The organism is Methylococcus mesophilus (genome assembly GCF_026247885.1).
GTDB lineage: Bacteria > Pseudomonadota > Gammaproteobacteria > Methylococcales > Methylococcaceae > Methylococcus > Methylococcus mesophilus.
In genome coordinates this window covers 3,500,089-3,525,913 of record NZ_CP110921.1, presented here as the reverse complement: position 1 = coordinate 3,525,913, position 25,825 = coordinate 3,500,089, and the positions used below count along the sequence as shown (strand labels likewise).

24 protein-coding genes and 1 pseudogene are annotated in these 25,825 nt (G+C 61.1%); 15 read left to right on the top strand and 10 right to left on the bottom strand.

Features of this window, described 5'->3' with window-relative positions; genetic code table 11:
* Positions 1 to 117: 117 nt before the first annotated feature.
* Positions 118 to 333 (top strand): HD domain-containing protein, encoded by a 216-nt coding sequence (locus tag OOT43_RS16675; protein ID WP_266021779.1) that lies wholly within the window; start codon positions 118 to 120, stop codon positions 331 to 333.
* A 165-nt stretch (positions 334 to 498) separates the two neighbouring features.
* Here the strand turns inward: OOT43_RS16675 and OOT43_RS16670 are convergent, their stop codons facing one another.
* Both OOT43_RS16670 and OOT43_RS16665 read right to left on the bottom strand, forming a co-directional pair.
* On the bottom strand, positions 499 to 1,617 hold the full coding sequence (locus tag OOT43_RS16670; protein WP_266021778.1) for an alkene reductase: 1,119 nt from the start codon (positions 1,615 to 1,617) through the stop codon (positions 499 to 501).
* Between the two features lie 21 nt (positions 1,618 to 1,638).
* Positions 1,639 to 2,313, bottom strand: a complete 675-nt coding sequence (locus OOT43_RS16665; RefSeq protein ID WP_266021777.1) for a lipid-binding SYLF domain-containing protein — start codon at positions 2,311 to 2,313, stop codon at positions 1,639 to 1,641.
* 87 nt (positions 2,314 to 2,400) lie between these two features.
* Here OOT43_RS16665 and OOT43_RS16660 point away from each other — a divergent pair, with 87 nt between their 5' ends.
* The 3 genes from OOT43_RS16660 (at position 2,401) to OOT43_RS16650 (ending at position 6,973) form a co-directional block, all read left to right on the top strand.
* Positions 2,401 to 4,491: an 8-oxoguanine deaminase gene (locus tag OOT43_RS16660; protein WP_266021775.1), complete on the top strand. Its 2,091-nt coding sequence runs from the start codon at positions 2,401 to 2,403 to the stop codon at positions 4,489 to 4,491.
* A gap of 99 nt (positions 4,492 to 4,590) precedes the next feature.
* Positions 4,591 to 6,057 carry a carbohydrate porin gene (locus tag OOT43_RS16655; RefSeq protein WP_266021774.1) on the top strand — a complete coding sequence of 489 codons (1,467 nt, stop codon included), beginning with the start codon at positions 4,591 to 4,593 and terminating at the stop codon, positions 6,055 to 6,057.
* 79 nt (positions 6,058 to 6,136) lie between these two features.
* Positions 6,137 to 6,973, top strand: a complete 837-nt coding sequence (locus OOT43_RS16650; RefSeq protein WP_266021773.1) for a L,D-transpeptidase family protein — start codon at positions 6,137 to 6,139, stop codon at positions 6,971 to 6,973.
* A gap of 1 nt (position 6,974) precedes the next feature.
* Here the strand turns inward: OOT43_RS16650 and OOT43_RS16645 are convergent, their stop codons facing one another.
* The 7 genes from OOT43_RS16645 to OOT43_RS16615 form a co-directional block, all read right to left on the bottom strand.
* Positions 6,975 to 7,403 (bottom strand): YqaA family protein, encoded by a 429-nt coding sequence (locus OOT43_RS16645; protein ID WP_266021771.1) that lies wholly within the window; start codon positions 7,401 to 7,403, stop codon positions 6,975 to 6,977.
* A 5-nt stretch (positions 7,404 to 7,408) separates the two neighbouring features.
* Positions 7,409 to 8,188 carry a 3-deoxy-manno-octulosonate cytidylyltransferase gene (gene kdsB / locus OOT43_RS16640; RefSeq protein ID WP_266021769.1) on the bottom strand — a complete coding sequence of 260 codons (780 nt, stop codon included), beginning with the start codon at positions 8,186 to 8,188 and terminating at the stop codon, positions 7,409 to 7,411.
* Positions 8,188 to 8,400, bottom strand: coding sequence for a Trm112 family protein (locus tag OOT43_RS16635; RefSeq protein WP_266021768.1), 213 nt, complete (start codon positions 8,398 to 8,400; stop codon positions 8,188 to 8,190). The genes kdsB and OOT43_RS16635 overlap by 1 nt, the downstream gene beginning before the upstream one ends.
* Positions 8,381 to 9,391 (bottom strand): tetraacyldisaccharide 4'-kinase, encoded by a 1,011-nt coding sequence (gene lpxK / locus OOT43_RS16630; protein ID WP_266021767.1) that lies wholly within the window; start codon positions 9,389 to 9,391, stop codon positions 8,381 to 8,383. The genes OOT43_RS16635 and lpxK overlap by 20 nt, the downstream gene beginning before the upstream one ends.
* Positions 9,388 to 9,816: an ExbD/TolR family protein gene (locus OOT43_RS16625; protein ID WP_266021766.1), complete on the bottom strand. Its 429-nt coding sequence runs from the start codon at positions 9,814 to 9,816 to the stop codon at positions 9,388 to 9,390. Before OOT43_RS16625 ends, lpxK begins: the two co-directional genes overlap by 4 nt.
* 7 nt (positions 9,817 to 9,823) lie before the next feature.
* Positions 9,824 to 10,438, bottom strand: a complete 615-nt coding sequence (locus OOT43_RS16620) for a MotA/TolQ/ExbB proton channel family protein (RefSeq protein ID WP_266021765.1) — start codon at positions 10,436 to 10,438, stop codon at positions 9,824 to 9,826.
* Between the two features lie 91 nt (positions 10,439 to 10,529).
* Positions 10,530 to 11,039, bottom strand: a complete 510-nt coding sequence (locus OOT43_RS16615; RefSeq protein WP_266021764.1) for a DUF5063 domain-containing protein — start codon at positions 11,037 to 11,039, stop codon at positions 10,530 to 10,532.
* A 226-nt stretch (positions 11,040 to 11,265) separates the two neighbouring features.
* Between OOT43_RS16615 and thiD the strand changes: the two genes are divergently transcribed.
* Positions 11,266 to 12,060: a bifunctional hydroxymethylpyrimidine kinase/phosphomethylpyrimidine kinase gene (gene thiD, locus OOT43_RS16610; RefSeq protein WP_266021763.1), complete on the top strand. Its 795-nt coding sequence runs from the start codon at positions 11,266 to 11,268 to the stop codon at positions 12,058 to 12,060.
* A gap of 233 nt (positions 12,061 to 12,293) precedes the next feature.
* Here thiD and recJ read toward each other — a convergent pair whose 3' ends face one another.
* On the bottom strand, positions 12,294 to 14,114 hold the full coding sequence (gene recJ / locus OOT43_RS16605; protein ID WP_266021762.1) for a single-stranded-DNA-specific exonuclease RecJ: 1,821 nt from the start codon (positions 14,112 to 14,114) through the stop codon (positions 12,294 to 12,296).
* Positions 14,115 to 14,335: 221 nt separating this feature from the next.
* Between recJ and OOT43_RS16600 the strand changes: the two genes are divergently transcribed.
* The 10 genes and pseudogenes from OOT43_RS16600 to OOT43_RS16555 all read left to right on the top strand — a co-directional run bounded on the left by OOT43_RS16600 (position 14,336) and on the right by OOT43_RS16555 (position 25,812).
* Positions 14,336 to 15,163 (top strand): ABC transporter permease, encoded by an 828-nt coding sequence (locus OOT43_RS16600; protein WP_266021761.1) that lies wholly within the window; start codon positions 14,336 to 14,338, stop codon positions 15,161 to 15,163.
* A gap of 2 nt (positions 15,164 to 15,165) precedes the next feature.
* A complete protein-coding gene (locus OOT43_RS16595) occupies positions 15,166 to 16,401 on the top strand; it encodes an ABC transporter ATP-binding protein (RefSeq protein WP_266021759.1) in 1,236 nt (411 codons plus the stop codon).
* Between the two features lie 124 nt (positions 16,402 to 16,525).
* Positions 16,526 to 17,467: pseudogene (locus OOT43_RS16590) on the top strand (sulfotransferase family protein).
* A gap of 137 nt (positions 17,468 to 17,604) precedes the next feature.
* Positions 17,605 to 18,402 (top strand): sulfotransferase family protein, encoded by a 798-nt coding sequence (locus OOT43_RS16585; protein WP_266021757.1) that lies wholly within the window; start codon positions 17,605 to 17,607, stop codon positions 18,400 to 18,402.
* A gap of 45 nt (positions 18,403 to 18,447) precedes the next feature.
* Positions 18,448 to 19,476 (top strand): glycosyltransferase family 2 protein, encoded by a 1,029-nt coding sequence (locus tag OOT43_RS16580; RefSeq protein ID WP_266021756.1) that lies wholly within the window; start codon positions 18,448 to 18,450, stop codon positions 19,474 to 19,476.
* Positions 19,477 to 19,497: 21 nt separating this feature from the next.
* A complete protein-coding gene (locus OOT43_RS16575) occupies positions 19,498 to 20,523 on the top strand; it encodes a glycosyltransferase family 2 protein (RefSeq protein ID WP_266021755.1) in 1,026 nt (341 codons plus the stop codon).
* A 108-nt stretch (positions 20,524 to 20,631) separates the two neighbouring features.
* Positions 20,632 to 21,681: a glycosyltransferase family 2 protein gene (locus OOT43_RS16570; protein WP_266021753.1), complete on the top strand. Its 1,050-nt coding sequence runs from the start codon at positions 20,632 to 20,634 to the stop codon at positions 21,679 to 21,681.
* A gap of 27 nt (positions 21,682 to 21,708) precedes the next feature.
* A complete protein-coding gene (locus tag OOT43_RS16565; protein ID WP_266021751.1) occupies positions 21,709 to 23,547 on the top strand; it encodes a glycosyltransferase family 2 protein in 1,839 nt (612 codons plus the stop codon).
* A gap of 247 nt (positions 23,548 to 23,794) precedes the next feature.
* A complete protein-coding gene (locus OOT43_RS16560) occupies positions 23,795 to 24,730 on the top strand; it encodes a glycosyltransferase family 2 protein (protein WP_266021750.1) in 936 nt (311 codons plus the stop codon).
* A complete protein-coding gene (locus OOT43_RS16555) occupies positions 24,727 to 25,812 on the top strand; it encodes a glycosyltransferase family 4 protein (protein WP_266021749.1) in 1,086 nt (361 codons plus the stop codon). The genes OOT43_RS16560 and OOT43_RS16555 overlap by 4 nt, the downstream gene beginning before the upstream one ends.
* Positions 25,813 to 25,825 lie beyond the last annotated feature (13 nt).

Below are 25,825 nucleotides of genomic sequence, written 5' to 3'. Positions count from 1 at the left end.
ATCTGGTGAGGCAGTGGCGCGCATAGCATTGGACAGACGTGCCACTGGCGCTGGTAACGTGATAATCCTGAACAGGGATCGTTCGGCATATTCAAGAAACAGCCCGAGGAGCAGACCATGGCGGACCGGAACGAACACGCTTATTTCCGTTACTGGGGCAAGGCGCGCAAAGAGGGCGAGCCGGACGCTCCGTATCATTTGCTGCCTTACCATTGTCTGGATGTGGCAGCAGTCGACGCAGTACTGCTGGAACGGCATGGCTTCTTGCGTGCGAGGTTGGCACGGGCTCTGACATTGCCCGTTCCCCACGCCCGTGGGGATGAACCGACATAGCTTTCGCGGCGGAGCCGCTCCTACTCCTTGGCTCTGTTGGGATGAACCATGAGCAGCTGGCGCGCATCGTGGCCCAGCCCCCCGTTGCCCACACCTGTGCGGGCGAACTGGGAAGAAGGCGGGAACGCGCCGCCTCGGGCATTTGATCGATCCCGGCGGCAGCCGTCAGGCTTCCGCCAACGCCGGGTAATCGGTGTAGCCTTCCGCGCCGCCACCGTAGAAGGTGGCCTCGTTCCAGCCGTTCACAGGAGCGCCCCGCCTGAAGCGCTCGGGCAGGTCGGGGTTGGCGATGAAGAGTCGCCCGAAGGCGACGAGGTCGGCCCGGCCGGCCTCGAGACAGGCGACGGCCTTGGCCTGGTCGTAGCCGCCGCAGACGATCAGCGGCCCGCGGAAGACCTTCCGGATCGTCGCCATGATGGCCTCGCCTCGCGGGTCCGGCGTTGCGGCGGGTATGTTTCCGGCCATGGCAGGCTCCACCACGTGCAGATAGGCGAGTCCGAAATCGTTCAGGCGTTCGGCGACGTAGCCGAACGTCGCTTCCGGATCGGCATCGCCCATGTCGTTGAACGTGCCCAGCGGCGACAGCCGCACGCCGACCCGGTCCGAACCCCAGACGTTGCATACCGATTCCACCACGTCCGTCAGGAGGCGCGCCCGGTTTTCCGGGGAGCCGCCATAGGCGTCCTCCCGCCGGTTCGAGCTGGAATTCAGGAATTGATCGAGCAGGTAGCCGTTGGCGGCGTGGACTTCGACGCCGTCCATGCCGGCGGCCATGGCATTGCGGGCGCCGTCGCAATACTGTCCGACGATGCCGGGCATCTCGTCGAGTTCCAAAGCGCGCGGGGTGACGAAAGGCACCAGCTCGCCCTGGCCTTCGGCGTTGGCAATGAAGGCCATGCCGGTCGGCGCGATCGCGGACGGCGCCACCGGCAGCGCGCCGCCCGGCTGCAAGGCCGGATGGGAGACGCGGCCGACATGCCAGAGCTGCATGAACATCAGGCCGCCAGCGCCATGGACGGCATCGGCGACAAGCCGCCAGCCTTCCACCTGTTCGGCGGAATGGATGCCCGGCGTCCAGGCATAACCCTGGCCCTGGCGGGAAACCTGGGTGGCTTCGGAGATGATCAGCCCGGCGCCGGCACGTTGCCGGTAGTATTCGGCATTCAGCACCGTGGGTACGTTGCCGGGCTGCCCGGCACGCGAGCGGGTGAGCGGCGCCATCACCATGCGGTTTTTCAAGGCGTGCGGACCGAGTCGGAACGGCTGGAACAAGGGATTCGTCATGACGTGAGGCTCCTGGCGGGTTCAATGGAGGACGGGTCTGGAAAGCGTCGCCTTGGCGACCGCCGCTCTCAGGCGGTCCGCCAGGGGATTGGTCACGCTGTGGCGGATGAGTATGTCCACCGGGTCCACGATCCGGCCGTAAAAGGCGGAATTGAGGTCCTCCCGTGGGGTGATCACCGCCCCTTCCAGCGTCAGCCCGCCGTAAATCCCCTTGGCCCGGCTGAACTGGAGGATGTCCACGGTCGCGACCTGGCTGCCCGTGCCCACCGGCCCCGCGGCGATGCTGGCGTCCGCCCCGAGCTGGAACTTGGAGCTGAGCAACGCATTCATGCCGCCTTCCGTCATCACCATCATGATGACGTCGGTCAGCTCGCCGCCGATCTGCAGACCCGCGGTCACGGCACCGGCCGTATAGAACGCCGGGTATCCCCATTCGCCGGTCTGCTTGTCCTTGACCAGCACCACGGCGTTGCCGCCGGAGCCGCCGAAAATGAAACCCAGTTTCAGCACCTGAGGCGCGATCACCAGGGCCCTGGCGTCCTTTACGTTGTCGCGGAACCAGCCCATGTTGGGGTCGGCCACGAATTCGTTGAAGGTGATGGTGGCGTCGCGCAGGAGGTCGTTGGCCTTGTCGCGGTCGTCTGCCCAGGCAAGGGAGGTGGCGAGCAACGCCGCCAGAGATAAGAAGCGAACCAAAGGATGTCTCGTGGAAAAACTGGCCATGGCGGATAAGTCCCTGGAAAGATATGCGACGAAAGTTTACGCCTGATCCAGGCAAGTCGTATGCCCGGAAACAGCCCCGATTGCCCCCCAATCAAAGAAGCCTATGGGCGATGGCATCCCACGCAAAGACGAGACCGCGAACTTCGAAAATCCGCCCCTTGCGGCGAATGGGACCGTCGAGAAGAGCGGGGCCGGCTGGGTTGTGCTGGCCGGTTTCGCCAAGAATCGGGCGGGGCGTGGACGGTAGGGAGCGCCGGACCTGGCGACGCGGGCTGGCCACGGTGTTGGAACTCGGCGACAGCGGCGATCGCCGAAGACAGGTACGCGCACTTTTTCAGCCACGACCAGCCTGTAGCGGATTTCGCGGGGGGAACATCCCGCCCCTGCCCCGGTGGGAATCAATACCGGCGAGAGAACCGAACCTTTGCCAATCCAAACTCGGACCGGCGAACTTCCGGTCTGAACCTAAATATTTTTCCGGCATACTACTCGCCCGGAGTCGAAAAGGCTGTTCGGGCTTTATCAACGCATCCGGGAACCTTCTGTTCGATCGCACACAAAAGAAGAAGGGAGATGTCGATGAAAAAGTTTGAGCTTAACGATGAGGGAAAGTTTGCCGGCGACCCAGGCCACCAAGGGTTTACCCGGCGGGAATTCTTGACCGCCGGTTCCGCCGTCGCGGCAGGACTGGCGCTCAGTGTCGAGAGCGAAGGCACCCTGGGCGCGCCAAAATCCAAAAAAGCCGCCGGTTCGGACCGTAAAGCTCCGAAAACGATGCTCGTAAAAAACGCGACCGTTATGGTTACGATGGACAGCGGCCGCCGGGAGATTGCAGACGGCGGCCTGTACATCGAGGATGGCATCATCAAGCAGGTCGGTCCGACCAGCAGTCTGCCGAAAACCGCCGAGGAAGTACTGGACCTCAAGGATCACATCCTTCTTCCGGGGCTGGTCAATACCCATCATCACCTGTATCAGCATCTGACTCGGGTCGTCCCGGCCGCACAGGACGGCAATGTGTGGAACTGGCTCAAGGTGCTCTATCCCATGTGGGCGCGCATGCAGCCCGATGACGTCAAGCTGGCAATTCAGGTCGGCCTGGCGGAACTCGCCCTGTCCGGCTGCACGACCGCTTTCGATCATCAATATGTTTTTCCGAACGGGTGCAAGATCGACGACGCCATCCACACCGCCGCCGACTTCGGCATGCGCTTCCACGCCTCGCGCGGCAGCATGTCGCTTGGCGCGTCCAAAGGCGGCCTGCCGCCGGATAGTTGCGTCGAAGAAGAAAGCGCAATTCTGAAAGACTCTCAGCGGGTCATCGAGACCTACCATGACGACAAGCCAGGGGCGATGACCCGTATCGTGCTGGCACCGTGCTCACCGTTCTCGGTGACCGACGACCTCATGGTCGAATCTGCCAAGATGGCGCGCACATATAAAGTGAGCCTGCATACCCATCTCGCCGAATCGCCCAACGAGGAGAAATTCACGCTCGATAAATACGGCGTGCGCCCCGCTGGCCTGATGGAAAAATTCGGTTGGGTCGGCAAAGACGTCTGGTTTGCGCACTCGGTACACATCAACGACGCCGAAATTTCGATGTTTGCCAAGACGGGTTGCGGCGTCGCCCATTGCCCCTGTTCGAACATGCGGCTCGCCTCGGGCATCGCCCCGGTGTGGAAATACCGTCAAGCGGGTGTCAACGTAGGCCTCGGCGTCGACGGATCGTCCAGCAACGACGGATCGCATTTGCTGGCCGAGGCTCGTCAGGCGATGCTGTTGGCGCGGCTCAACCTGGCGAACACGCCCGGCGGCCCTCCGACCGACAAGAAGCAATGGCTGAGCGCGCGGGAAGCGCTGGAGATCGCAACCCTGGGCGGCGCGGCCGTATTGGGACGGAACGATATCGGTTCTCTCGAACCGGGCAAATGCGCCGACTTCTTCGCCGTAAATCTCAATCGCGTAGACTTCGCCGGAGGCAGCATGATCGATCCCGTGGCTTCGATCGTCTTCTGCGCACCGGTAACCGCCGACTACACGGTGATCAACGGCCGTTACATTGTCAAACAAGGCCATGTCACGACTCTGGACCTGCCCAATGTGATCGCTCAGTGCAACAAAGCGGCGCGGCGAGTGGTGTCGGGCTAGGCAGCGAACCCGCGCAATGGGCGCGATTCGGCTCATTGCGCGGAATTCCGGAGTCATCGATATAAGGTTTCCGCAAAGGAAATTCCTGACCGAATTACTATGACATCGATTATGGGCGGTCAAAACAACAATAAACAACAGCATTCGTGGTCTGCAATTGCTGTTTTACTCGCCTTCGGTCTGTCCGACATGCAGGCGAATGCCGAGCAGCAAGCTCCAGCTCCAGCACCACCGGCACCCCATTTGCAGTCGGGTGACAAACCCGCCACTAATCCTGCTTCCGAGGAAAAATCAAAATATCCGGAAAAGGCAGCGGCCGCATCAAATAAACCGGCAACGCCTCTCAACGAAAGCGGCTATAGCAGCAAGCAGGCTGGTATCGCGGGCAACCCCGGCGCCGTCAACGTATTGACCGGCACCGGCTGGCTGGGCCGGACGCTGGGCCTGACGGAAGATACGGGTGTGCGTCTGGGGGGGCTGTGGATAGGCAACGCCGACATTCAGATGTCGGGCCGGCTGGCGGGCAGCGCATCGTTCAACAGCATGGGCATCGTCGATCTGCAGCTCGACCTGACCCGCCTGGGCGGCATTCCCGGCGCCTCATTCGCCGCGACCTTCCTGCAATTCAATGGTCAGGACAGCAACGGACGGGCCGGGGTTCTGACCGGCTACAACGGTTTGACCGAAACGGAACCGCTGAATCGAAGCGAGCTTTATCAGTTTTGGTGGCGTCAGTCTTTGCTGGATGACAAGCTGATCGTGCGTGTGGGCAAGAGCATTCCGACTTTCGATTTCAATAATGTCAGCCGCCGCTTGCCGGTACCCGACGAAAAGCCCTATGTCGCCGCCGTGACCGGCCTTTTATTTACCCCCATTTATGTGAATCCGTCCATCCTCGGCGTCATGCCGGGGTACTACAACTCGGCCTGGGGCCTGACCGTTACGGCCGCGCCAACCCAGTCCGTCTATGCCTCCTATGGCGTCTACGATGGATCCTTGGCCAGGGGCCGGCAGACGGGGACTCACGCCTGGCCCACCTTTAACAGTTATTATTTAAATATCGGCGAAGCCGGGTTTTCGTGGGTTGGAGACTACCCTGGCAAGGTAGCGGTCGGCGGCTGGGGGCAGAGCGGAACCTTGGGTACGGGCGACGACCTGGAAAGTGGCGCGCAAGGCATTTACACAACGGCATCCAGCCGCCTGTGGAACCTTGAGACCACCCACGGCAAGGGCGTGCTTGTAGGGTATCTTCAATACGGCATCAACAATTCACATACCATGATTGTCAACGAATTCGTGGGTGGCGGGGTATCCGGTTTCGGCCTGATTCCTGGCCGTAATAAAGACTCTCTAGGCCTGGGCATCGGCGTTTCCTGGCTGAATAACCCGCCTCGGTCGCATTCAACGGAAATCCTGACCCAGTTCTATTACCAAGCCCACGTCATAGGCGACGTTTTTTTCCAGCCCACGTTTTCCTATGTACCCAACCCGGGGATCCCCAATGGTGCATACGGAAGCTACCCATCCGCCACCTCAATGATATTCCAGCTGGTGACCCTTTTTTAAGGAAAACCAGCACCTCTGGCCATGCTCCGCCGCTGCCGGCATAATCTTGCAACGGAATTCACCATCGAAGGTAACGATCATGCTACCGAAAGCCGCTTATCTGCTTCCCGTGGTCGCCCTGCTGCTGACGGCCTGTGCCGGCTCGAACAAACAGGCACGACAGCAGAGCCTCGCGGCCGCGGCGCCCGAGCGCACCTATCTTCCGAAACCCGCATTCCGTCGTCCCGCCTACATGCCACCTCTCTTCAGCGGCACCGACCAGCGCACGGTATCGGACGTACTGCACGATTTCGGCCCTTATTCGGTCCAGAAGCTGAAGCCCTATTTCGAACAGGCCGGCGTGGCCTATCCACCGCGCGAAGTGGTGCTGGTCGGCCTGAAGCAGGAAAAGAAGCTCGAACTGTGGGCGCGCGACGACCGCGAATACCGTTTGATCCGCCATTACGACATCCGGGCCGCCAGCGGCTCGGCGGGGCCTAAGCTGCGCCAGGGCGACAAGCAGGTGCCGGAGGGCGTCTACCGGATCGTGGGGCTGAATCCGAACAGCAATTATCACCTGTCGATGAAACTCGACTACCCGAACGACTTCGACCTGTATTACGCCGAGCTCGAAGGCCGCACCAATCCGGGTTCTGACATCTTCATCCATGGCCGGGCGGTGTCGGCGGGATGCCTGGCCATGGGCGACGAGGCCATCGAGGAACTGTTCGTTCTGGCGGCGCACGTCGGCAAGGAAAACATGAAGGTGGTGATCGCGCCGCACGATCCCAGGGCCTGGCCTCTGGAGCAGACCGCCGCCGGACAGCCGGAATGGACGCGGGAACTCTACGCGACGATCGCCGACGAGATTCTGTCGCTGTCGCGGCCGCTCAAGGTCTCGAGCAGCCGTCCCTACTCGCCGCCATACCGGCGGTAACTCAGCCCGCCAGCCACGCCACCACGGCATAGCGCATGGCCTTGCCGATGGCGATGTAGACCACGGACAGGACCAGCGACAGCCGCAGCCAGCCGGCGGCGAAGCAAAAACCGTCGCCGAGCACCGGTATCCAGGAAATCAGCAGCAGGCCGCTGCCCCAGCGCTTGAGCGATGCGACCGCGCGGCGCTGGCGCGGATTCTCGATCGCCTCGACCTCCAGCGGGCGGCGGCGCGCCCATAGCCAGCCCATCGCCCAGGTCGTCATCGCCCCCAGGGTATTGCCTACGCTGGCCACCGCCACGAGGTCGGTCGGCAGCGCATAGCCCGTGTGCACCAGATATGCCAGCACCGCTTCTGATCCTCCCGGCGCGAGGGTGGCCGAGACGAAGGCGCTGAAGAACAAGCCCCAGAAACCTGCCGACGCGTCCATCGCGGCTACGGCGTCCGGCCGGCCAGATGGCGCTCGGCCCGCTCGAGATCGGCGGCGGTGTCTACGCCCGGTGCGGGCGCGCCCTCCACCGGCACCACCAGGATGCGGTCGCCGTGCCAGAGGATGCGCAACTGCTCGAGCCGCTCGATGTGCTCCAGCGGCGATGGCGCCAGATCGACGTAGCGGCGCAGATAGGCCGCGGTGTAGGCGTAGACCCCGATATGGCGGCGATAAGGCATGCCCTGCCCCGGCATCGGCGCCGCCCTCCCTTCGGCGAAGGATTCGCGGTCCCAGGGCACGGCGGCCCGGCTGAAATACAGCGCCCGGCTCTCCCCGTCGGTGACCACCTTGACCACGTTGGGATCGAAGATTTCTTCGGGCCGGTGGATCGGCGCGGCCAGGGTCGCTACCGGGCAGTCCGCGCGCCGCCCCAGCGCCGCGGCCAGGGCGCGCAGCAGGGCGGCGTCCATGAAGGGCTCGTCGCCCTGCAGGTTGACCACGATGGTGTCGTCGCCCCAGGCCCGGCGCTCTGCCACCTCGGCCAGCCGCTCGGTGCCGCTGGCATGCTCGGGGCGGGTCAGCATCGCGGTAACCGGCAGGCCGTCAACCGCCTCGGCGATGCGCGTGTCGTCGGTCGCCACCACGACCTCCGCCGCGCCGGCTTCGAGGGCCCGCTCGCAAACGTGCGCGATCATCGGCTTGCCGCCGATTTCGAGCAGAGGCTTGCCGGGCAGCCGGGTCGAACCGTAGCGCGCCGGGATGACGATGGTGAAATCCGCCGGCATCAGGCCGCCGGCGCCGTCCGCCGCTTGTGGAGCGCGTCGTATTCGTCGAGGCTGAGCTTCCTCGCCTCGCTCTCCAGCATCACCGGAATGTCGTCGCGGATGGGATAGGCCAGCTTGTCCGCCAGGCAGACCAGTTCCTGCTGCTCGCGGAGGTAGATCAGCTCGCCCTTGCACACTGGGCAGACCAGGATTTCAAGCAGTTGTTTGTCCATGTCGAATCCTCTCAAGGATGTTCAGTAATCGGGGCGCGAAGGCCGGATCGAGCCGGGCGGAGACGGGAATGTACCAGATTCGGGGATCGTCCAGCCGGCGGCACTTCACGGCGTCCTTCTCGGTCATCAGGACCGGCGTGTCTTCCGGAACGGACCGGAAATCGTCGGGGGAGTAGGCATGATGGTCAGGCAATGCCACGGGCTCGAAGTTCAGGCCCGCGGCGGCCAAGTGGGAAAAAAAACGCTCCGGATTGCCTATACCCGCCATGGCGACGGTCTTCTGTCCCGCGAAGGCGGCCAAGGGACGCCGTTCGCCGTCCGCGAGACGCACCGCCGTCGCGCCTTCCAGCGTCATGGAGGATTCACCGGGCGCCGGCTCGCCGCCGTTGCAGACCACGAAATCCACGCTTGCCAGCCGCTCGACCGGCTCCCGCAACGGCCCCGCCGGCAGCAGCCTGCCGTTGCCATACCGGCGTACGCCGTCGACTACGGCGATCTCGACGTCCCGCGGCAGCGCGTAGTGCTGTAGGCCGTCGTCGGAAACGACGACGTCCGCGCCGGCTTCGATCACGGCACGGGCGGCCTCCTGGCGCTTCGGCGAAACGAACACCGGACAACCGGCGCGCTGCCGGATCAGCAAGGGCTCGTCGCCGACCTCGGCAGGATCGCTGTCGCAGTGCACTTCACGCGGCATCCGGGCGGAGCTGCCATAGCCGCGGCTGATCACGCCGGGCGACCATCCGTGCTCCCGCAGCAGTGCCACCAGGGCGATCACCAGCGGCGTCTTGCCGGTGCCGCCTACGCTGAGATTGCCGACGACGATGACGGGCACGCCGACAGCGGATTGTGCATTCGAACGGTAATACCCGCGACGGAGCGCGACGGCGGCGCCGAACCCGCGGCTCAGCGCGCGCAAGCCCCAAGGCGGCTGCACCTCGGCATACCACTGTCGCTCCAGCCAGGCGGCGATCCCCCGCTTGGACCGGCTCAAGGCTTGCTCTCGGACACGGCCTCGGCGGCGAAGCCGATATGGCCGAAGCCCAGTTGGCCGGCGGCATCCAGAACCGTGATGACGTGCTGGTGCTGCGTCGTCCTGTCGGCGCGGACGACCACCAGCGGGTCTTGCTGTCCGCCGGCCGCGGCCTTCATCGCCTCCTTCAAGGTTTCGACATTGCTGTCGGGCGGGAGGGGCGTGCCGTTCACAGAAAACCGCCCCTCGGCATCGACAGCGACATCCACTCCCTTGGGAGCCTCTTCTGGAATCGAGCTTTGCGCCTTGGGCAACTGCAGTTCGAGCCCGGTTTCCCGGCTGAAGGTAGTGGTGAGCACCAGGAAGATCATCAGGACGATCAGTACGTCGATCATCGGAATCAGGTTCAATTCCGGCTCGTCCCGGTTCTGCGGGCGGAAATTCATGGCGAACTCACTCTTCGCGCTCGCCGTGCAGGACCGCGATCAGGCGGACGGCTTCCTCTTCCAGACGCATGGACAGCTCGTTCACCCGCCCCTGGAAATAGCGGTAGAACATCAGGCTGGGAATGGCCACGGCCAGCCCCGCGGCGGTGGTGATGAGGATCTCGGACAGGCCGCCCGCCAGCACGGCCGGGTTTCCGGCGCCGTGCGCCGCCGAAAAGCCGGCAAACACCTTCATCATGCCCAGCACGCTGCCGAGGAGACCGAGATAAGGAGAAATCGAGGCGATGGTGCCCAGGGTGTTGAGGTAGCGCTCCATGGCGTGGACGACCTGACGCCCGGCCTGCTCGATGCAGCCCTGCATCACCTCGCGTCCGTGCTTGTGGTTGGCCAGCCCCGCCGCCAATACCGTACCCAGCGGCGAATTCAGCGCGAGCTGGCGGATGCTGCCGGCATCGAGCTGATTGTTCCGCCACAGTGTCCAGACCGTCGATGCCAATTCGGCCGGCAGGATGCGGCTGGTGCGCAGAGCCCACAGGCGCTCGAGGATGATGGCCAGAGCGACGACGGAGCAAATCAGAATCGGCCAGATCAGCAGCCCGCCGCCCTTGATGATATCCAGCACCCCGCGCCCTCCAATATGTCCGCCAGTTACGATATCGGAGGATTTTACCGCAAGAAGGCGAAGCGGGCCGATCCCGGCGCCCTAAGAAGAGTCAGTGCAGGGTGGCTTTGTGCTTGAGCTGGGACCGCAGGTTGGCCAGATGGTAGCCCCAGTTGGCCTCGAAACCGGAGAGCCATTCGCCCACCGCGGCGCCGGCGTCGCCCGGCCCTTTGTTCCAGTGGGCCAGCCCCCGCTTCAATGCGAAATAGATTTCCGTGACATTGTCCGACAGGCTGCCCGTCATGACACCGTCCCCGACTTCGAGATCGGCCTCGGTCCAGTAGTCGTCCATGTTGCCGAGAAACGTCTTGAGTTCCACGTACATGTGGTGCCGCCGCTCTATGTCCGCCAGCATGGAGTATTCGCCGACGCCCGCCCTGCCGGTCAATCCCTTCACTGCCGCCTCCAGCGGTACCAGCTCGCGGGCGATGAGCGCGAGCCAGTCCAGTGGCTCGTAACGGGCGAATCCGTCCACCAGCCGGCAGAACTTCTCGGCGATTTTCGCGAACTGTGCCGGAGCGGAGGTCGAAGAAGCCACGCTGTTAGTTGCACACCATTTCATTCGAGCTGTCACTCCCGAGCCGAAGAGCCGATCGATCGCCATGCACTCCGAAATCGCTATCGGATGTGCCTCGTTACGGTTAAGAGTAGACAGCAAATCCAGGAAAGGTAGACCATGGATGCAAAAACCGGACATCCCGGCATACGCCGTCGCCCCCCGACAGGCAGACCGGGACTCCCGCCGCGCCTGTCGCACCAGAGCGACATTTGATCCCATTCAGACTTTGATGACAACCCACAGACCGCTGCCATCCATCGTCCTCAGCCTGTCGGGCCATGACCCGACAGGCGGGGCGGGCATTCAGGCCGACATCGAAGCGATCGGCGCAACCGGCTGCCGGGCCTGTACGGTGATCACCGCGCTGACGGTGCAGGACACCTCGAACGTACACGCCGTGCAGCCCCAGTCCCCTGACGCCTTTCTGGCGCAAGGGCGCGCCCTGATCCGCGACCTGCCGGTCGCCGCAGTGAAAATCGGCCTGCTCGGCAGCGCGGGAATCGCCCGCTGCGTGGCAACCCTGTTGGACGAACTCAGCGGCGTAGTCCCGGTGGTACTCGATCCCGTCCTCGCCGCCGGCGGAGGCACCGATCTGGCCTCGGAAGAACTGATCGAAGCGGTGCGCACCGAACTCCTGCCGCGCGCAGTCCTCGTGACGCCCAACGTGCCGGAAGCTTCCCGGCTCGGCGGCGGCGCGACCGAAGCGGAAAATGCGGAGCGGCTCCGCCGCCTGGGCTGCCCGAATGTCCTCATCACCGGCACCCATGCTCCCACGGACGACGTCGTCAACCGGCTGTATTCATCGACCGGGAAGCGGGACTACCGGTGGCCCAGGCTGCCGCACAGCTATCATGGCTCCGGCTGCACCCTCGCCGCCTCCGTGGCCGGGTACCTCGCCCTGGGATACGCGGTGGATTCCGCCGTCGAGTGGGCCCAGCGGTTCACTTGGCAGAGCCTCAGGGCGGGCTGGAATCCCGGCGGTGGACAACGTCTGCCCGATCGCAGTCCGTTCAGGCGATGTTAACGGGTAAGCAAGTGCGATATTCGCACCTGATTGTTCCCCGGAACCTGCCGGTAGGTTGGATAAGCGAAGCGCATCCACCTCCGCGCCGACTCGAGCTGACTCGTAGAGCGGTGGAGCCGAATTTGGCGGATGCGCTACGCTTATCCGCCCTACGATCCCGATAGGTTCCTGGGCAGGGTGAGGGTGAGGGTGACCAAACAATGACATTCGACTGGCAGCACGCCGCATGACGGCTAGGACACCGGCTCCATGTACTCGATGCCGAGCTGAAGGCTGGAAACGCCCCGGAACTCGTTGACGTCCAGCCGGTAGGCCGCGCGCAGCCGCCGGCACCCCAGCCATTCCGGCGGATCGGCGACGAAGAATGCAATCCCTTCCACTTGGCGCGCCGCACCCGGCACCTTGAGCGTCAGCCGGAGATGCTTCTCACCGACGATCCGCATGCCCAGCACGTCGAACTCCCCGTCGAACAAGGGCTCCGGGAACCCCTGGCCCCAGGGGCCGGCATCGCGCAGGCAGCGCGCCGTGTCCAGATGGAAGTCGTCCGGCGGCAGCTCCCCATCCGTCACCACCGCATGCTCCAGGTCCACCCCTTCGAGCAAACCCGCCACTTCCGCCTCGAACGCCTCCGTGAACGCCGCCAGACGGCTCTCCTCCAGGGTAAGGCCGGCCGCCATCGCGTGGCCGCCGAAGCGGACGATGATGCCGGGATGGCGGGCCGAGACGGCGCACAGGACGTCACGCACGTGCACCCCGGCGATCGACCGCGCCGATCCCTTGAGCAACCCATCCTCACCCCGCGCGAACGCGATCACCGGCCGATGCAGCCGGTCCTTGATCCGCGACGCCAGAATGCCGATCACCCCCTGATGCCAAGCGGGATCGAACATGATCGCGGCAGAGCCGCTCCAACGGTCGGATGGCTGTGGGAGCGGCTCTGCCGCGATCTGCAACATCGCCCAGGCCTCGGCCTGCATCTGGGCCTCGATCGTCTTCCTCTCGCGGTTCATCTCATCCAGCAGCTCCGCAAGCTCCTTCGCGGCGGTCATGTCGCCCGCCAGCAGGCAGGCGATGCCCAGGCTCATGTCGTCGAGCCTGCCGGCCGCGTTCAGCCGAGGTCCCAGCGTGAATCCGATCGTGCCCGCTGTGGGAGCGGCGCCGCCGCGATTCCTGTCGGCCACCTCCAGCAGCGCCCGAATGCCGGAGCAGGCCCGGCCTGCGCGAATCCGCTGCAATCCCTGATGCACCAGAATGCGGTTGACCCGGTCCAGGGGAACCACGTCCGCGACGGTTCCCAGTGCCACCAGGTCCAGCAATTCCGCCAAGTTCGGCGGCTGTCGAACGCCATCGAACCAGCCGCTCTCGCGCAGACGGCTACGCAGCCCCGAAAGCACATAGAAAATGACGCCGACGCCTGCCAGCGCCTTCCCGGGAAATTCGTCGCCGGGCAGATTGGGGTTGACGATCGCATCCGCCGCCGGCAATGACTCCCCGGGCAAGTGGTGATCGGTGACCAGCACCTTCATTCCCCGCGCCTTGGCCGCCGCAACGCCGGCATGGCAGGCGATGCCGGTATCCACGGTGAGAAGCACATCTGGGGGCTTGGCGCTGCCCCGAAATATCAGTTCGACCAGCTCCGGCGTGAGGCCGTAACCGCAAGTGAAGCGGTTGGGTACAATGAAGGACACCCGCTCGGCGCCCAGCGCCCGCAAGCCCCGCATCGCCACCGCGCAGCTCGTCGCACCGTCCGCATCGAAATCGGCCACGATCATGATCGACTTCTGCCCGCGGATCGCCGCCTCGAGCTCCGCCGTCACCGCATCCATGCCTTTCAGCAACGAAGGCGGCGGGAGTTCGTTCAGCGAGCGCCCCAAGTCTTCCGGCGCGAAAATCGAACGGCTTTCGTAGAGGCGGGCGAGCAGGGGCGGAGCGTCCAGCGGCTTAGCCCGTAGGAGCGGCTCCGCCGCGATACCCGCGGCGGAGCCGCTCCCACTGCCTGCGCCGGCAGGTCTCGGACGACGAACGATTCTTTTTGGTACGGGGTGGTAAAGCATGAAGGCAATATCCTGATTTTGAGGAAGCCGCTGCGACCGCAGAGCTGGATGGTACGAGCGGCATACGCCGGCACACGGGTGTACTTTGACTTCGCCATGGCAAACTGTTAGTTTCGCCCGCCTGAACAACTGCTTGCGTCGATCATCCCGTTATCCCCATGGCGGCGGTGCCAAGAGCCAGGCGCGGGCCGCTCGATCCCAAACCACAACGCATTTCCCCTGTGTCGTCACTTCCCGAGATCGTCATTGAAGCCGGCAAGAGCGAGCGCCACTACTGGCGCGACCTTTGGCGGTACCGCGAACTATTTTACTTCCTGGCCTGGCGCGACATCCTGGTCAGGTACAAACAGACGGCGATCGGTCTGGCCTGGGCGCTGGTCCGGCCTTTGTTCACCATCATCGTGTTCACACTGATTTTCGGACGGCTCGCCCGCCTTCCCTCCGAAGGAGCGCCCTACGCCGCCCTGGTATTGGTTGGGATGATTCCCTGGCAGTTTTTCGCGAGTGCGGTCAACGAAGCCAGCCTTGGCCTTGCAAACAAGGAGAACATCATCACCAAGGTCTATTTTCCGCGCATCATCATTCCGATCAGCGGGGTCATCGTCAACTTGGTCGAACTCGCCGTCGGACTGGCCATGCTGGCCGTGTTGCTGGCTTGGCAGCAGGTCGCCGTGACCCTAAACATGCTTTTCCTCCCGCTCATCCTTCTGCTGGCCCTGCTGCTGACTTTCGGCTGCGCCGTCTGGGTTTCCGCATTGAGTGTACGCTTCCGCGATTTCCGCCAGGTCGTGCCGTTCGCCTTGCAGATGGGCCTCTATATATCGCCCATCGCCTACAGCGCGGCGATCATTCCCGAGCGCTGGCGCGTGTGGTACGCGCTCAACCCTTTCACCGGGATCATCGAGGGACTGCGCTGGTCGGTCTTTGCCAATTCGCCGACGCCACCCCTCCAGGAGCTTGCAATATCGCTGGGCATGGCCACCCTCGCCACGGCCAGCGGCATCGCCTATTTCCGCAGCATCGAAAAGCGTTTCGCCGAATTGCTCTGAACATGTCTTACGCCATTCAAGCCGAATCCGTCGGCAAGTCTTTCATCCTCCACCATCAGCGCAACCGCCCCAACGACAGTCTACGGGACGCCCTGGCCGGCTCGTTGTCTCACCTCGGCCGGTCCCTCCTCCGTCGGCATAAGACCGACCAGACGGAAGAGTTCTGGGCACTGAAGGACATTTCTTTTCAAATCCGCCCAGGCGAGAGAATCGGACTCCTGGGCCGGAACGGCGCAGGCAAATCGACCCTCCTTAAAATCCTCTCCCGCACGCTTGAACCTTCCACGGGACGGATCAAAATCCGGGGACGCATCGCCAGCCTGCTCGAGGTGGGCACCGGTTTCCACCCCGAATTGACAGGGCGGGAAAACATCTACTTCAATGGCGCCATGCTGGGCATGTCGAAGGCCGAAATCAGCAGAAAGTTCGACGAAATCGTCGACTTCGCCGAGGTCCAACAGTTCCTCGATACCCCGGTCAAGCATTACTCGTCCGGCATGTATGTCCGCCTTGGTTTTGCCGTCGCGGCCCATATCGATCCCGAAATTTTGATCGTTGACGAAGTCCTCGCCGTCGGCGACGCCCGATTCCAGAAAAAGTCCATCGGGAAAATGCACGAAATCGGCCAGCAAGGGCGAACGTTGCTCTTCGTCAGCCATAATATGAACTCAATCATGCAGTTGACGCAGCGGGCGCTGGTTTTGGATCATGGCAAAATCGTTTGCGATTCGGCCACCGGCGACGCCGTCACCAGGTATTTAAGCGTAGATGCCGCGGAAGACAGCGTTCGACCGTTGAAACCGAGAGTCGATTGGCTTTCTGACGTACATTTCCGCTGGCTGCGAGAGGAAACCGACCCTGGCTTCAACAAACCGTTAAATTTCCGTCTTGGGTTCGCCACCGAACGGCGCATCTCCCGGCCTGTGTTCACCATCGGCTTCATCAATACTATTGGGGCTCGGGTTTTGACATGCAAAACAAATCTGGATGATATCGAATCTGGACAACATAACTTCGGACTTGGCATTGCCGACCACCATTTAACACCAGGCACCTATTTCGTTCAGCTCGATTTATGGGGCTCAGCGGAAGAAATTTTTTCGTACGAGAATATTTGCACGGTCGATCTATTTGCGGCGAGCACGGACGATCGCCTGATTCAAAATATCAGCCGGCGCAGAGGAGACAAACTAGGATGCTACGCTCCCATGGAATTACAAATTCTTGCCGCATCCTGACATCCGCGATGTAGGCAGCGGACAACCGAGCTTCTTTAATTTCTTTGACATTCTGCATTATATATCCATAACTACGCCAGCAGAAAGACATAGCATACGCACCTCACACGACGGCCTTATCGCAATGTCACATCAGGACAAAAGAACGCCTCCAACGTCCAAACACCATCCATTATTTATCATCGGGATGAATCGATCGGGAACAACATTGCTCTCTTTGATAATGGATTCCCACTCGAAAATCGCCATCCCCTACGAGTCGCATTTCTTCGTCAACTACCACAAGAATAGATCAGAATACGGCGAGCTCTCCGAACAAAAACAAAGAGAACATCTCTTAAGAGCCATACTTTCCGAACCCTACGTCAAACAATGGGACTACACCCCTCGAATTGACGAACTCGACCTCGATAGATGCTCAAGCATCGAATCCGCGATAGACGAAGTGTATTCCGCGTATGCGAGGTTTCACGGCAAATCGATATGGGGAGACAAGACCCCCCGTTATATCGACCACATTGAAGCTCTCAACAAGATCTTCCCCGACGCCAGATACGTCCATCTAATCAGAGACGGTCGTGACGTCAGCCTCTCCATCATAAAACAGTGGTAGGGCCCCAATGACTTCGTTACCGCCATGACAAAATGGAAAGAGAGCGTTTCCATCGCACGGCGAATGCTAAACATGCTACCAGATGACCGGCGAATCGAGCTGAGATTTGAAGACCTTGCCGCAGATCCAGAGCATGAGATTCGACGGCTTATGTCATTCTTAGGGCTCGATTACGAACCACCGATGCTGAATTTATACCGGCACCAAGCCGCGGCAAAAGTCGGAGATCGGATCAATGCACATCACAGGCATCTGTTGGACGATATTTCCATGAACCAGGCTTACAAGTGGAAAAGCCATTTATCCAAGGCAGACCAACCAATAGCATATGAAATTGCGGGCGACCTGCTTTCCGACCTAAAATACCCTGATGGTGAAGTCACAAGCTTTCTCTCCAAACCCAAGAAAATATTTTACGCAATTAGGAGGCGATGGGAACGCGCGAATACATAGCTCCGGCCGATCCGTGGCAATTGAGCCATCTACGCCGGATTTAGCTGGATATAACGCACTGGCCGCCACCCAACCACCTCAAGACAACCTCACCAGAAACACAGGCGTTCTCGTATGGAATACAACCAGAATCTCTTATGGCCGCAATGAATTCGTCGATGATATCCTTGGCAGCCACTAAACTGCTATGCCCGATCTCAAGAAAAATCCTGGCGAGAGATGGCCTTTATGATTTTTCGTATAAGCTGAACATCTCTCATAAATACAGATACGTTTACGTCGACAACCCAAAAACAGGCTGTTCGTCGTTAAAATCGGCACTCATCGAGATGGAGCAAAACGGCCACCAGAGCAATGGCGGCATCATTGATTACAAAATAATTCACTCCTCAAGTTCCCCACTGAACGCAGTCCCTCCGCTTTACCCAGACAAGACCCTTACCCGGCTCAAATCGTTAAACTACACCTTCTTCACTTTTGTGAGAAACCCCTACACAAGACTCCTCTCCTGTTACCTCAACAAATTCGTAGTCAAAAAATCTCCCGTTGCCGAGATATTCTACAAGACATTTGGAACGCTTCCCGAAGATTTTGAACATTTCATACAGCTGATAGCAACGCAAGCGGACCACGAAATGAATCCACACTGGAGGGTTCAAAGCAGTCAGATCCACTACGATGCGATTCCCTACAGATTTATCGGCAGATTCGAGAACTATGATAGCGATTTCAATGCCGTCTTTCAGCATCTCGGCATACCACAGGAATCAGTCCCTCGCCGTCGCCATCTAAATCAGACTTCAGGCGAGATCAATAGTCTTGCAAACTGCAACCGAAGGACAGCAAAACTAATTTACGATCGCTTTAAAGTCGATTTCGTCAATTTCGCATATCCGGAAGACCACTCAATTATCAGCTCCGACGACGCCGACTGAACGTTTGCCACCGATTGACCTGACACCGACGCAAAGACGAGCTCAATGACTCCGGCCGCAGCAGTAACTATTATCATGCCCGTCTATAATGGCGAAGCACATCTTTCGTCAGCAGTCGGCAGCATCCTTGCACAGACATTTACTGACCTCACCCTGCTAATCATCGACGACGGCTCCACCGACAGAACGGCGGAAATCATAGAATCATTTTCTGACCATCGAATTACGGTCATCAGAAATCCTCACAACCTTGGACTGGCAAGAAGCCTTAACATTGCCATATCCCAAGTCAAGTCACCATATATCGCACGAATGGACTGCGACGACATATCCTGTCCCAAGCGGCTCGAGATTCAGATCCAGTATATGGAGGTGCATCCCGATATAGGGCTGTGCGGAAGTTATTATTCTGCCTTCGAAGCAGAGGGAGGGGACGAAACCGTACGGCGGCCACCTTTGAATCACGGCGACATCCTCTATGAGCTTCTCTTTGACAACGCCTTTGGCCATAGCACCGTCGTATTCAGGACCGATTTGATAAATCGATTCGACCTAAAATACGATGAAAGCCTCAAAGCCGCCCAGGACTATGATCTATGGGTTCGTATGACGCCGCATTGTAAAGTGGCAAATCTTCCAATAACCTTGGTACGCTATCGATGCCATAACGATAGCGTGAGCGTCCGGCACGCCGACGAGCAACGGCGAATAGCTAGAAGAGTTAGCGAGTTCCATAGGACACAACTCGGCTTATTGCCAAAGTCGGACGACACGGAAATCCATCAGGAGCTGATGTCGATGAATTTTCCGGAAAGCCTGGATAAATTACGACGTGCCGGAGACTGGCTATCCCGACTGCTCCCGGTCGCTTTGTTTCGATGTCGGCAGCCCTTGCTTTCCACACTTTTCAACTTCAACAAGTTGTGGTATTCAGCCTGCGGGCGGAATGCGGCCTCTGGCATAATTATATTCATAATATACATTATTAAGCCGTATGGTTTTTTTGGCAACCCTCTATACTCAACAAAATTGCTTTATCGGTGCCTGTCAAAGTCACCTATCACGAGCAACTAATTCGGCTGTTATATCCGCACTGTGACGACATCAGCATGCAAGCCGCAAGTTACCGTTCTGTTGCCCGTCTATAACGGTGAACGTTACCTGCGCGAGGCTGTCGATAGTGTGCTGACGCAGACCTATCGTAATTTCTCACTGCTCGCGATCGATGATGGTTCGACGGATTCCAGTTTGGAGATCCTTCGATCCATCAAGGACCCTCGGCTTTCCGTGAAGGTCAACCCTACGAACAGAGGGCTGATCAATACGTTGAATGAAGGACTGGAGCTCGTTCAATCCGAATACATCGCCCGCATGGACGCCGACGACATTGCGACACCTTATCGGCTGGAAGAGCAATTGGCATTCATGGATGCCCACCCGGACGTCGGTTTATGCGGGGGGTACTACGAGCGCTTTACGGATACCGAAAGCATCGTAGTGCGCCCTCCAACCACTCATGAAGACATCAGTTACGCGCTGATTTTCGACAACGTGATGGCTCACAATACCGTCATGTTCCGGCGCAGCGTGTTGGAACGCTACCGGCTTAGATACGATCCGGCATTTGCCTATGCCGAGGATTATGAATTATGGGTCCGTTTCGCGCGCTACAGCCGTCTCGCCAACCTGCCCCGCGTGCTGGTCCGGTACCGCTTTCATCCCGCCAATACCAGTTCCCGCTTCAGGCAAGAGCAGCAGGTCGCCGCGGCGAAGATAAGGCATATCCACCGGACCAATCTCGGACTCGAGCCCCAGCCCGGCGATGCCGCATTGCATCGCCAGTTGTTCGACATGCGCTTCGAGGGGGATTTACCGGAGCTGAAGGCGGCAGGCGTCTGGCTTGCGAAACTCTATCGTATCGGCGTCCGGCGTTGCCGCCAGAATCCCGTGAACACCTTCCTTGAATTCAACAAACTGTGGTATTCAGCCTGCGGCAGGCTTGCCGATCACGGTTTGCGGGTATTTCTTCAGTTCCTGCGGCAACCCTTTGGACTCTTTGGAAACCCGGCATACACCTTCAAGCTGGCCTACCGGTGCTGGAAACGTGTCAAGATCGCGTGAGACACGGGGCTGCCGACTTGTTATCCTTAGCTTCACCTAACACCAACCCTATTGTTTGACTATTGGTTTCACAGTGCACAGTGGACCTACCATGTCAATCGCCGCGACATGACACATCATTCCAGCCCTCCCGGCCACGCCCCGCGCGTGACCATCCTCATGCCGGTCTATAACGGCGAGAAGTACCTCGCGGCCGCCATGGAGAGCATCCTCGGCCAAACATTTCGAGACTTCACCCTGCTGGTCATCGACGACGGGTCCAGCGATTCCAGTGTCGCCATTGTGCAGTCCTTCGGCGATCCCCGCGTGAAGGTGGAGCGGAATCCGGAGAATATGGGGCTGGTGAAGACGCTGAACCGGGGACTCGACCTGGTGCAGACGGAGTTCGTGGCCCGGATGGATTGCGACGACATCGCACTTCCAGAGCGCCTCGAAAAGCAGATCGCTTTCCTGGACGAGAATCCCGACATCGGCATGTGCGGGACCGCCTATGAGCTGTTTCACGAGTCGGTCCGGCAAACGATCAGGCCGCCGTGCCGGCACGAGGAGATCGTGTACGGGCTGCTCGACGACAATGTGTTTCTTCACAGTTCGGTGATCGTGCGCATGGAGATCCTGAATCGGCACGGCCTCCGCTACAGCGAGAGCTATCGGCATGCGGAAGACTACGAACTCTGGGCAAGACTCGCCCGGCATACGCACATCGGCAACCTGCCCCAGGTCCTGGTGCGTTACCGATCCCATCCCGAGAACGTCAGCAATACCAACAAGGGGGAACAGATAGCGACCAGGGACAAGGTCAGGCTCGAGCATCTGGAGTCGTTCGGATTGGCGCCTGCCGCTGCCCAAAAGACACTCCACATCGACCTTTTTTCCCTCGCCTTTCAGGGTTCCCCGGACCAACTGGCCGAAGCCCGCCGCTGGCTGGAAACGCTGGCACGCGCGGTGTCCGGCAGATGCGGCATCCCGGTGGGGCGGCTCCATCGCGATTTCGCCCTCTTGTGGTACTCGGCCTGCGGACGCTCCGCTCACCACGGACTCAAGGTGCTGTTGTCCTATCTGAACTCGGCCATGGCCTGGCAGGGCCCCAAAAGCTATATACTCAAGCTGTTTTTTCGCTGCCTGATGCGAGAGCCCATCCCGGCTGTCACGAAGTAGCCCGATTTCCCTCGTTCGAACCCCTCGATGCGTACCGTCCGTTTCCGGATCAGCCCGACGATCCCTCGCCATTCCCTGCTGCCAGGATTCCTGAAGCGCTCGCGCGTGGTGAAAACCTTGCGCTACACCGCTCTGTCGGTATTCGGCCTTCCGTTCATTCCGATCTACCGGCAACCTCTTGGACGTGCGTTGAAACGCGCGCTTGGCATGCTGCAGGCCGGCGACATCAAGAAGCCGGCCATGCTGCTGTTGGGCACCTTGAATTACACGGTGTTTTACGCCCTCTGGGTCCGCCATCCCTGGGGAGAGGCGAAGATACGGTCCAAGGTGGAGACCTCCAACCTGCACACGCTCGACATCGCGTTCATCGTCGGGTCCACCGGTTCGGCGTCTCCGGAAGACATCGAGGTGACGCTGGAGTCGATCCGTACCCAGGATTTCCAGGGGCTCGTCAGCCATGTCGCCGTCATGGACCCCGCCTTGCCGCCGCTCACCTTCCGGCCGGACGAGGTCGTGCCGGAAGGTTCGGAATTCGTGTGTTTTCTGCAGGCGGGAGACAGACTGACCCCCGATGCGATCAGCCGGGTCGCGGCGTGCATCGACGGCTACCCGAAATTCAAGCTGATCTATAGCGACCACGACTATCTGATCAAGGGGAAACATCGCTGTTTCGCCGAATTCAAGCCCGACTGGAACTACGAGCTTTCGCTGGCCCGGTTTTATCTCCAGACGCCGGTTTTCTTCAGTGCCGCCAGTTTGGAAAGGCTGGGGTTCTCGGCGCTTTCCGAGCCCTGCTCTCTCCCCGAAGTCGTATTCACGATCTACGAAAACCATGGCAGCGAAAGCATCGCCCACATTCCCGCGATCCTCTGCCATCGCCCGTATTCCCGCCGAGAGGATTGCGGCGGAGAACTCGAAATCTACGGCAAGGCGGTCGCGGCCCATCTGGCACGGCGGGGGGAGCCGGCCAGGATCGAACGCAGCCGGGAAGCGACCCGCGGCCTTTCGGTGCATTTCCCGCCGGCTCCGGAGCGTCCGCTGGTCTCCATCATCATCCCCACCCGGAACCGGGCCGATCTTCTGCGCAATTGCATCGAAAGCATCGAAGCGCGCACGGCGTACGACCACTACGAGATCCTGGTCATCGACAACGGCAGCGACGAAGCGCAGACGCTGGACTATTTCCGCGAGATCGCGGCCCGCGGGGTGCGGGTGATTCCGGACCCCAGCCCGTTCAATTTTTCGGCCATCAACAACCGGGCGGCTGAGCACGCACAAGGCCAATACCTGGCCTTCCTGAACAACGACATCGAGGTGATCACCCCCGACTGGCTGGGCGAGATGCTCGGCCTCGCGGCCCGGCCCGGTATCGGCGCGGTGGGCGCGCGCCTGTGGTACCCGAACGACCGCTTGCAGCATGCTGGCGTGATCCTGGTCGGCGGGGTGGCCGGACACGCCCACAAGTTCCTGCCGCGCGGCCTGCCCGGCTACTGCGACCGGGCGGTGCTGCTGCAGGAGTTCTCCGCCGTCACCGCGGCCTGCATGGTGATCCGCAAGGCGAGCTTCGTGGACGTCGGCGGCTTCGACCCGGACCTGGCCGTGGCATTCAACGACGTGGACCTCTGCCTGCGCCTGAAAGCGGCCGGCTACCGGAACGTCTGGACGCCCGCCGCGGAACTTTACCATCACGAATCCTTGAGCCGCGGCAACGACACCGCGCCGGACAAGATCGAACGGTTCCGGCGGGAATGCGCCTACATGCGCGAGCGTTGGGGCGATTTTCTGCGCAACGACCCGGCCTACAGTCCCAACCTGGCCTGGGACAACTACGACTTCTCGCTGAGCTGGGAACGGCCGAAATTCTAAGAACCTGTCTTGAAAAATCTATTCAAGCAAAGTCAATCAGTTGAAATCAGGAAAAGTCTCCGCTCAGGTAGGGTGGATAAGCGTAGCGCATCCACCTCCGCGCCGACTCGAAGGGCAGCGAAGCTGACTCGAAGAGCGGCGGAGCCGAATTTGGCGGATGCGCTGCCGCTTATCCGCCCTACGATCCTCCATCTTCTTTTTCAAGACAGACTCTAAAAATCCCGCTGCCATGCGCGAAGCCACAAGCATGAAAGGCATCGACATCGTCATCGTCAACTGGAATTCCGGAACCCAGCTCCGCGAATGCCTGCGGTCGATCGAGAATTTCGGGAACGAAGCCGCCCCTGTCGCGGTCACCGTCGTCGACAACGCGTCCTCCGACGGTTCGGCGGACGGCTTGCCATCGCCGTCCTATGCCTTGCGCGTGATCCGCAACCCGGCCAACTTCGGCTTCGGCCGGGCCAGCAATCTCGGCGCGCGCGAAGGAAGCGCCGACTATCTGCTGTTCCTTAACCCGGATACCCGGCTCCATCCCGGCGCCCTGAGCACCCCACCGGGGTTCATGGAGTCGGAAGCGGGAAAGGATACCGGTATTTGTGGCATCCAGTGCTTGGACGAAGCCGGCCGCATCGCCCGCTGCTGCGCCCGCTTTCCCACCGCCTGGCGGCTCATCGGCCAGGCGCTCGGGCTGGACCGCCTGTTTCCGGCCTGGATACGCCCGCATTTCCTCAGCGAGTGGCCCCACGACACCGACCGTGACGTCGACCAGGTGATCGGCGCTTTCTTTTTCGTGCGGCGCGCCGTGTTCGAGCAGCTCGGCGGTTTCGACGAACGCTTCTTCGTCTATTACGAAGACCTGGACTTCGCCTTGCGCGCCCGCCGCGCCGGATGGGGCAGCCGCTATCTGGCGGGGGCCAGGATATTCCACCGGGGCGGCGGCGTGTCCCGCCAGATCAGCGCACGCCGCCTCTACTACCTCACGAACAGCAAACTGCTGTACGTCCGGAAGCACTTTGCCGGGATTGAAGCCTTTCTGGCCTCGGGCGCCGTCCTGCTGCTGGAACCGCTGGCGCGCTCGGCCTACGCCCTGGGGCGAGGCAGGCTGGGCGAGTTTGCCGACACCTGGAAGGCTTTCGGCTGGCTATACGCCTCGCTCTGCCGGCCTGGGAGAAACGGCCGATGAGGATTCTCGCCCTCACCCGCTACGATACGCTGGGTGCCAGCAGCCGCGTGCGTTTCTATCAGTACCTCCCCTATCTGGCCGAGGGCGGAATCGAGGTCGAAACTTCCGCCTTCCTGTCCAACGCCTACCTGGTGGCCTTGTACGAACATCGCGGACGCCTCCTAAGCCACATCGCCGCGGCCTATTTCCGGCGCCTGTCGGCGCTTGGCAAGGCCCGGCGCTTCCACCTGCTGTGGATCGAAAAGGAACTGTTCCCCTGGCTGCCGGCGACGGCGGAGACGCTGCTGAAGCGGCTGGACGTGCCGTATGTAGTCGATTATGACGACGCCGTTTTCCACAACTACGATCACCATCGGAATCCGCTGTTCCGGGCCTTACTCGGTAAAAAGATCGACAAGGTGATGCGCAATGCCGGGATCGTGGTCGCAGGTAACCCCTACCTCGCGGAGCGGGCACGGCAGGCGGGCGCGACACGGGTGGAAATCGTTCCCAGCGTCATCGACCTCAACCGCTATCCCGAACCAAAGATTGGTCGGCCGCGGAACCTTGCCGAACCGGTCCGGATCGGCTGGATCGGCACGCCCTCGACCGCCACGTTTCTCCGCCCCGTGCGGACCCCGTTGCAGCGGGTGGCCGACACGCCGGATCTGCGCCTGGTCCTCATCGGCGCGGGCGATACCGATGCCGGGATATCCGGGGCGGAGCGCCTCGCCTGGTCCGAGGAGCAAGAATACGAGTTGCTGGAGACGCTGGACATCGGCATCATGCCCCTGGCCGATCTCGCCTGGGAGCGCGGGAAATGCGGCTACAAGCTGATCCAGTACATGGCCTGCGGCAAACCCGTCATCGCATCGCCCGTGGGAGTGAACGCCGAGATCGTCGAACACGGCGTCAACGGCTTTCTCGCCTCCAGCGACGGCGAATGGACGGAGGCCATCACGACACTGGCCAACGATGCCGCACTGCGCGAGCGCATGGGCAGGGCCGCCCGCGAAAAGGTCGTGCGTGCCTATTCCCTGCAGAGCCAGTTCCCCAGGTTGCGGGAGATACTGGCATCCGCCTGCCGACCCCCGAACCGCTGACGCCAAGGGAGCC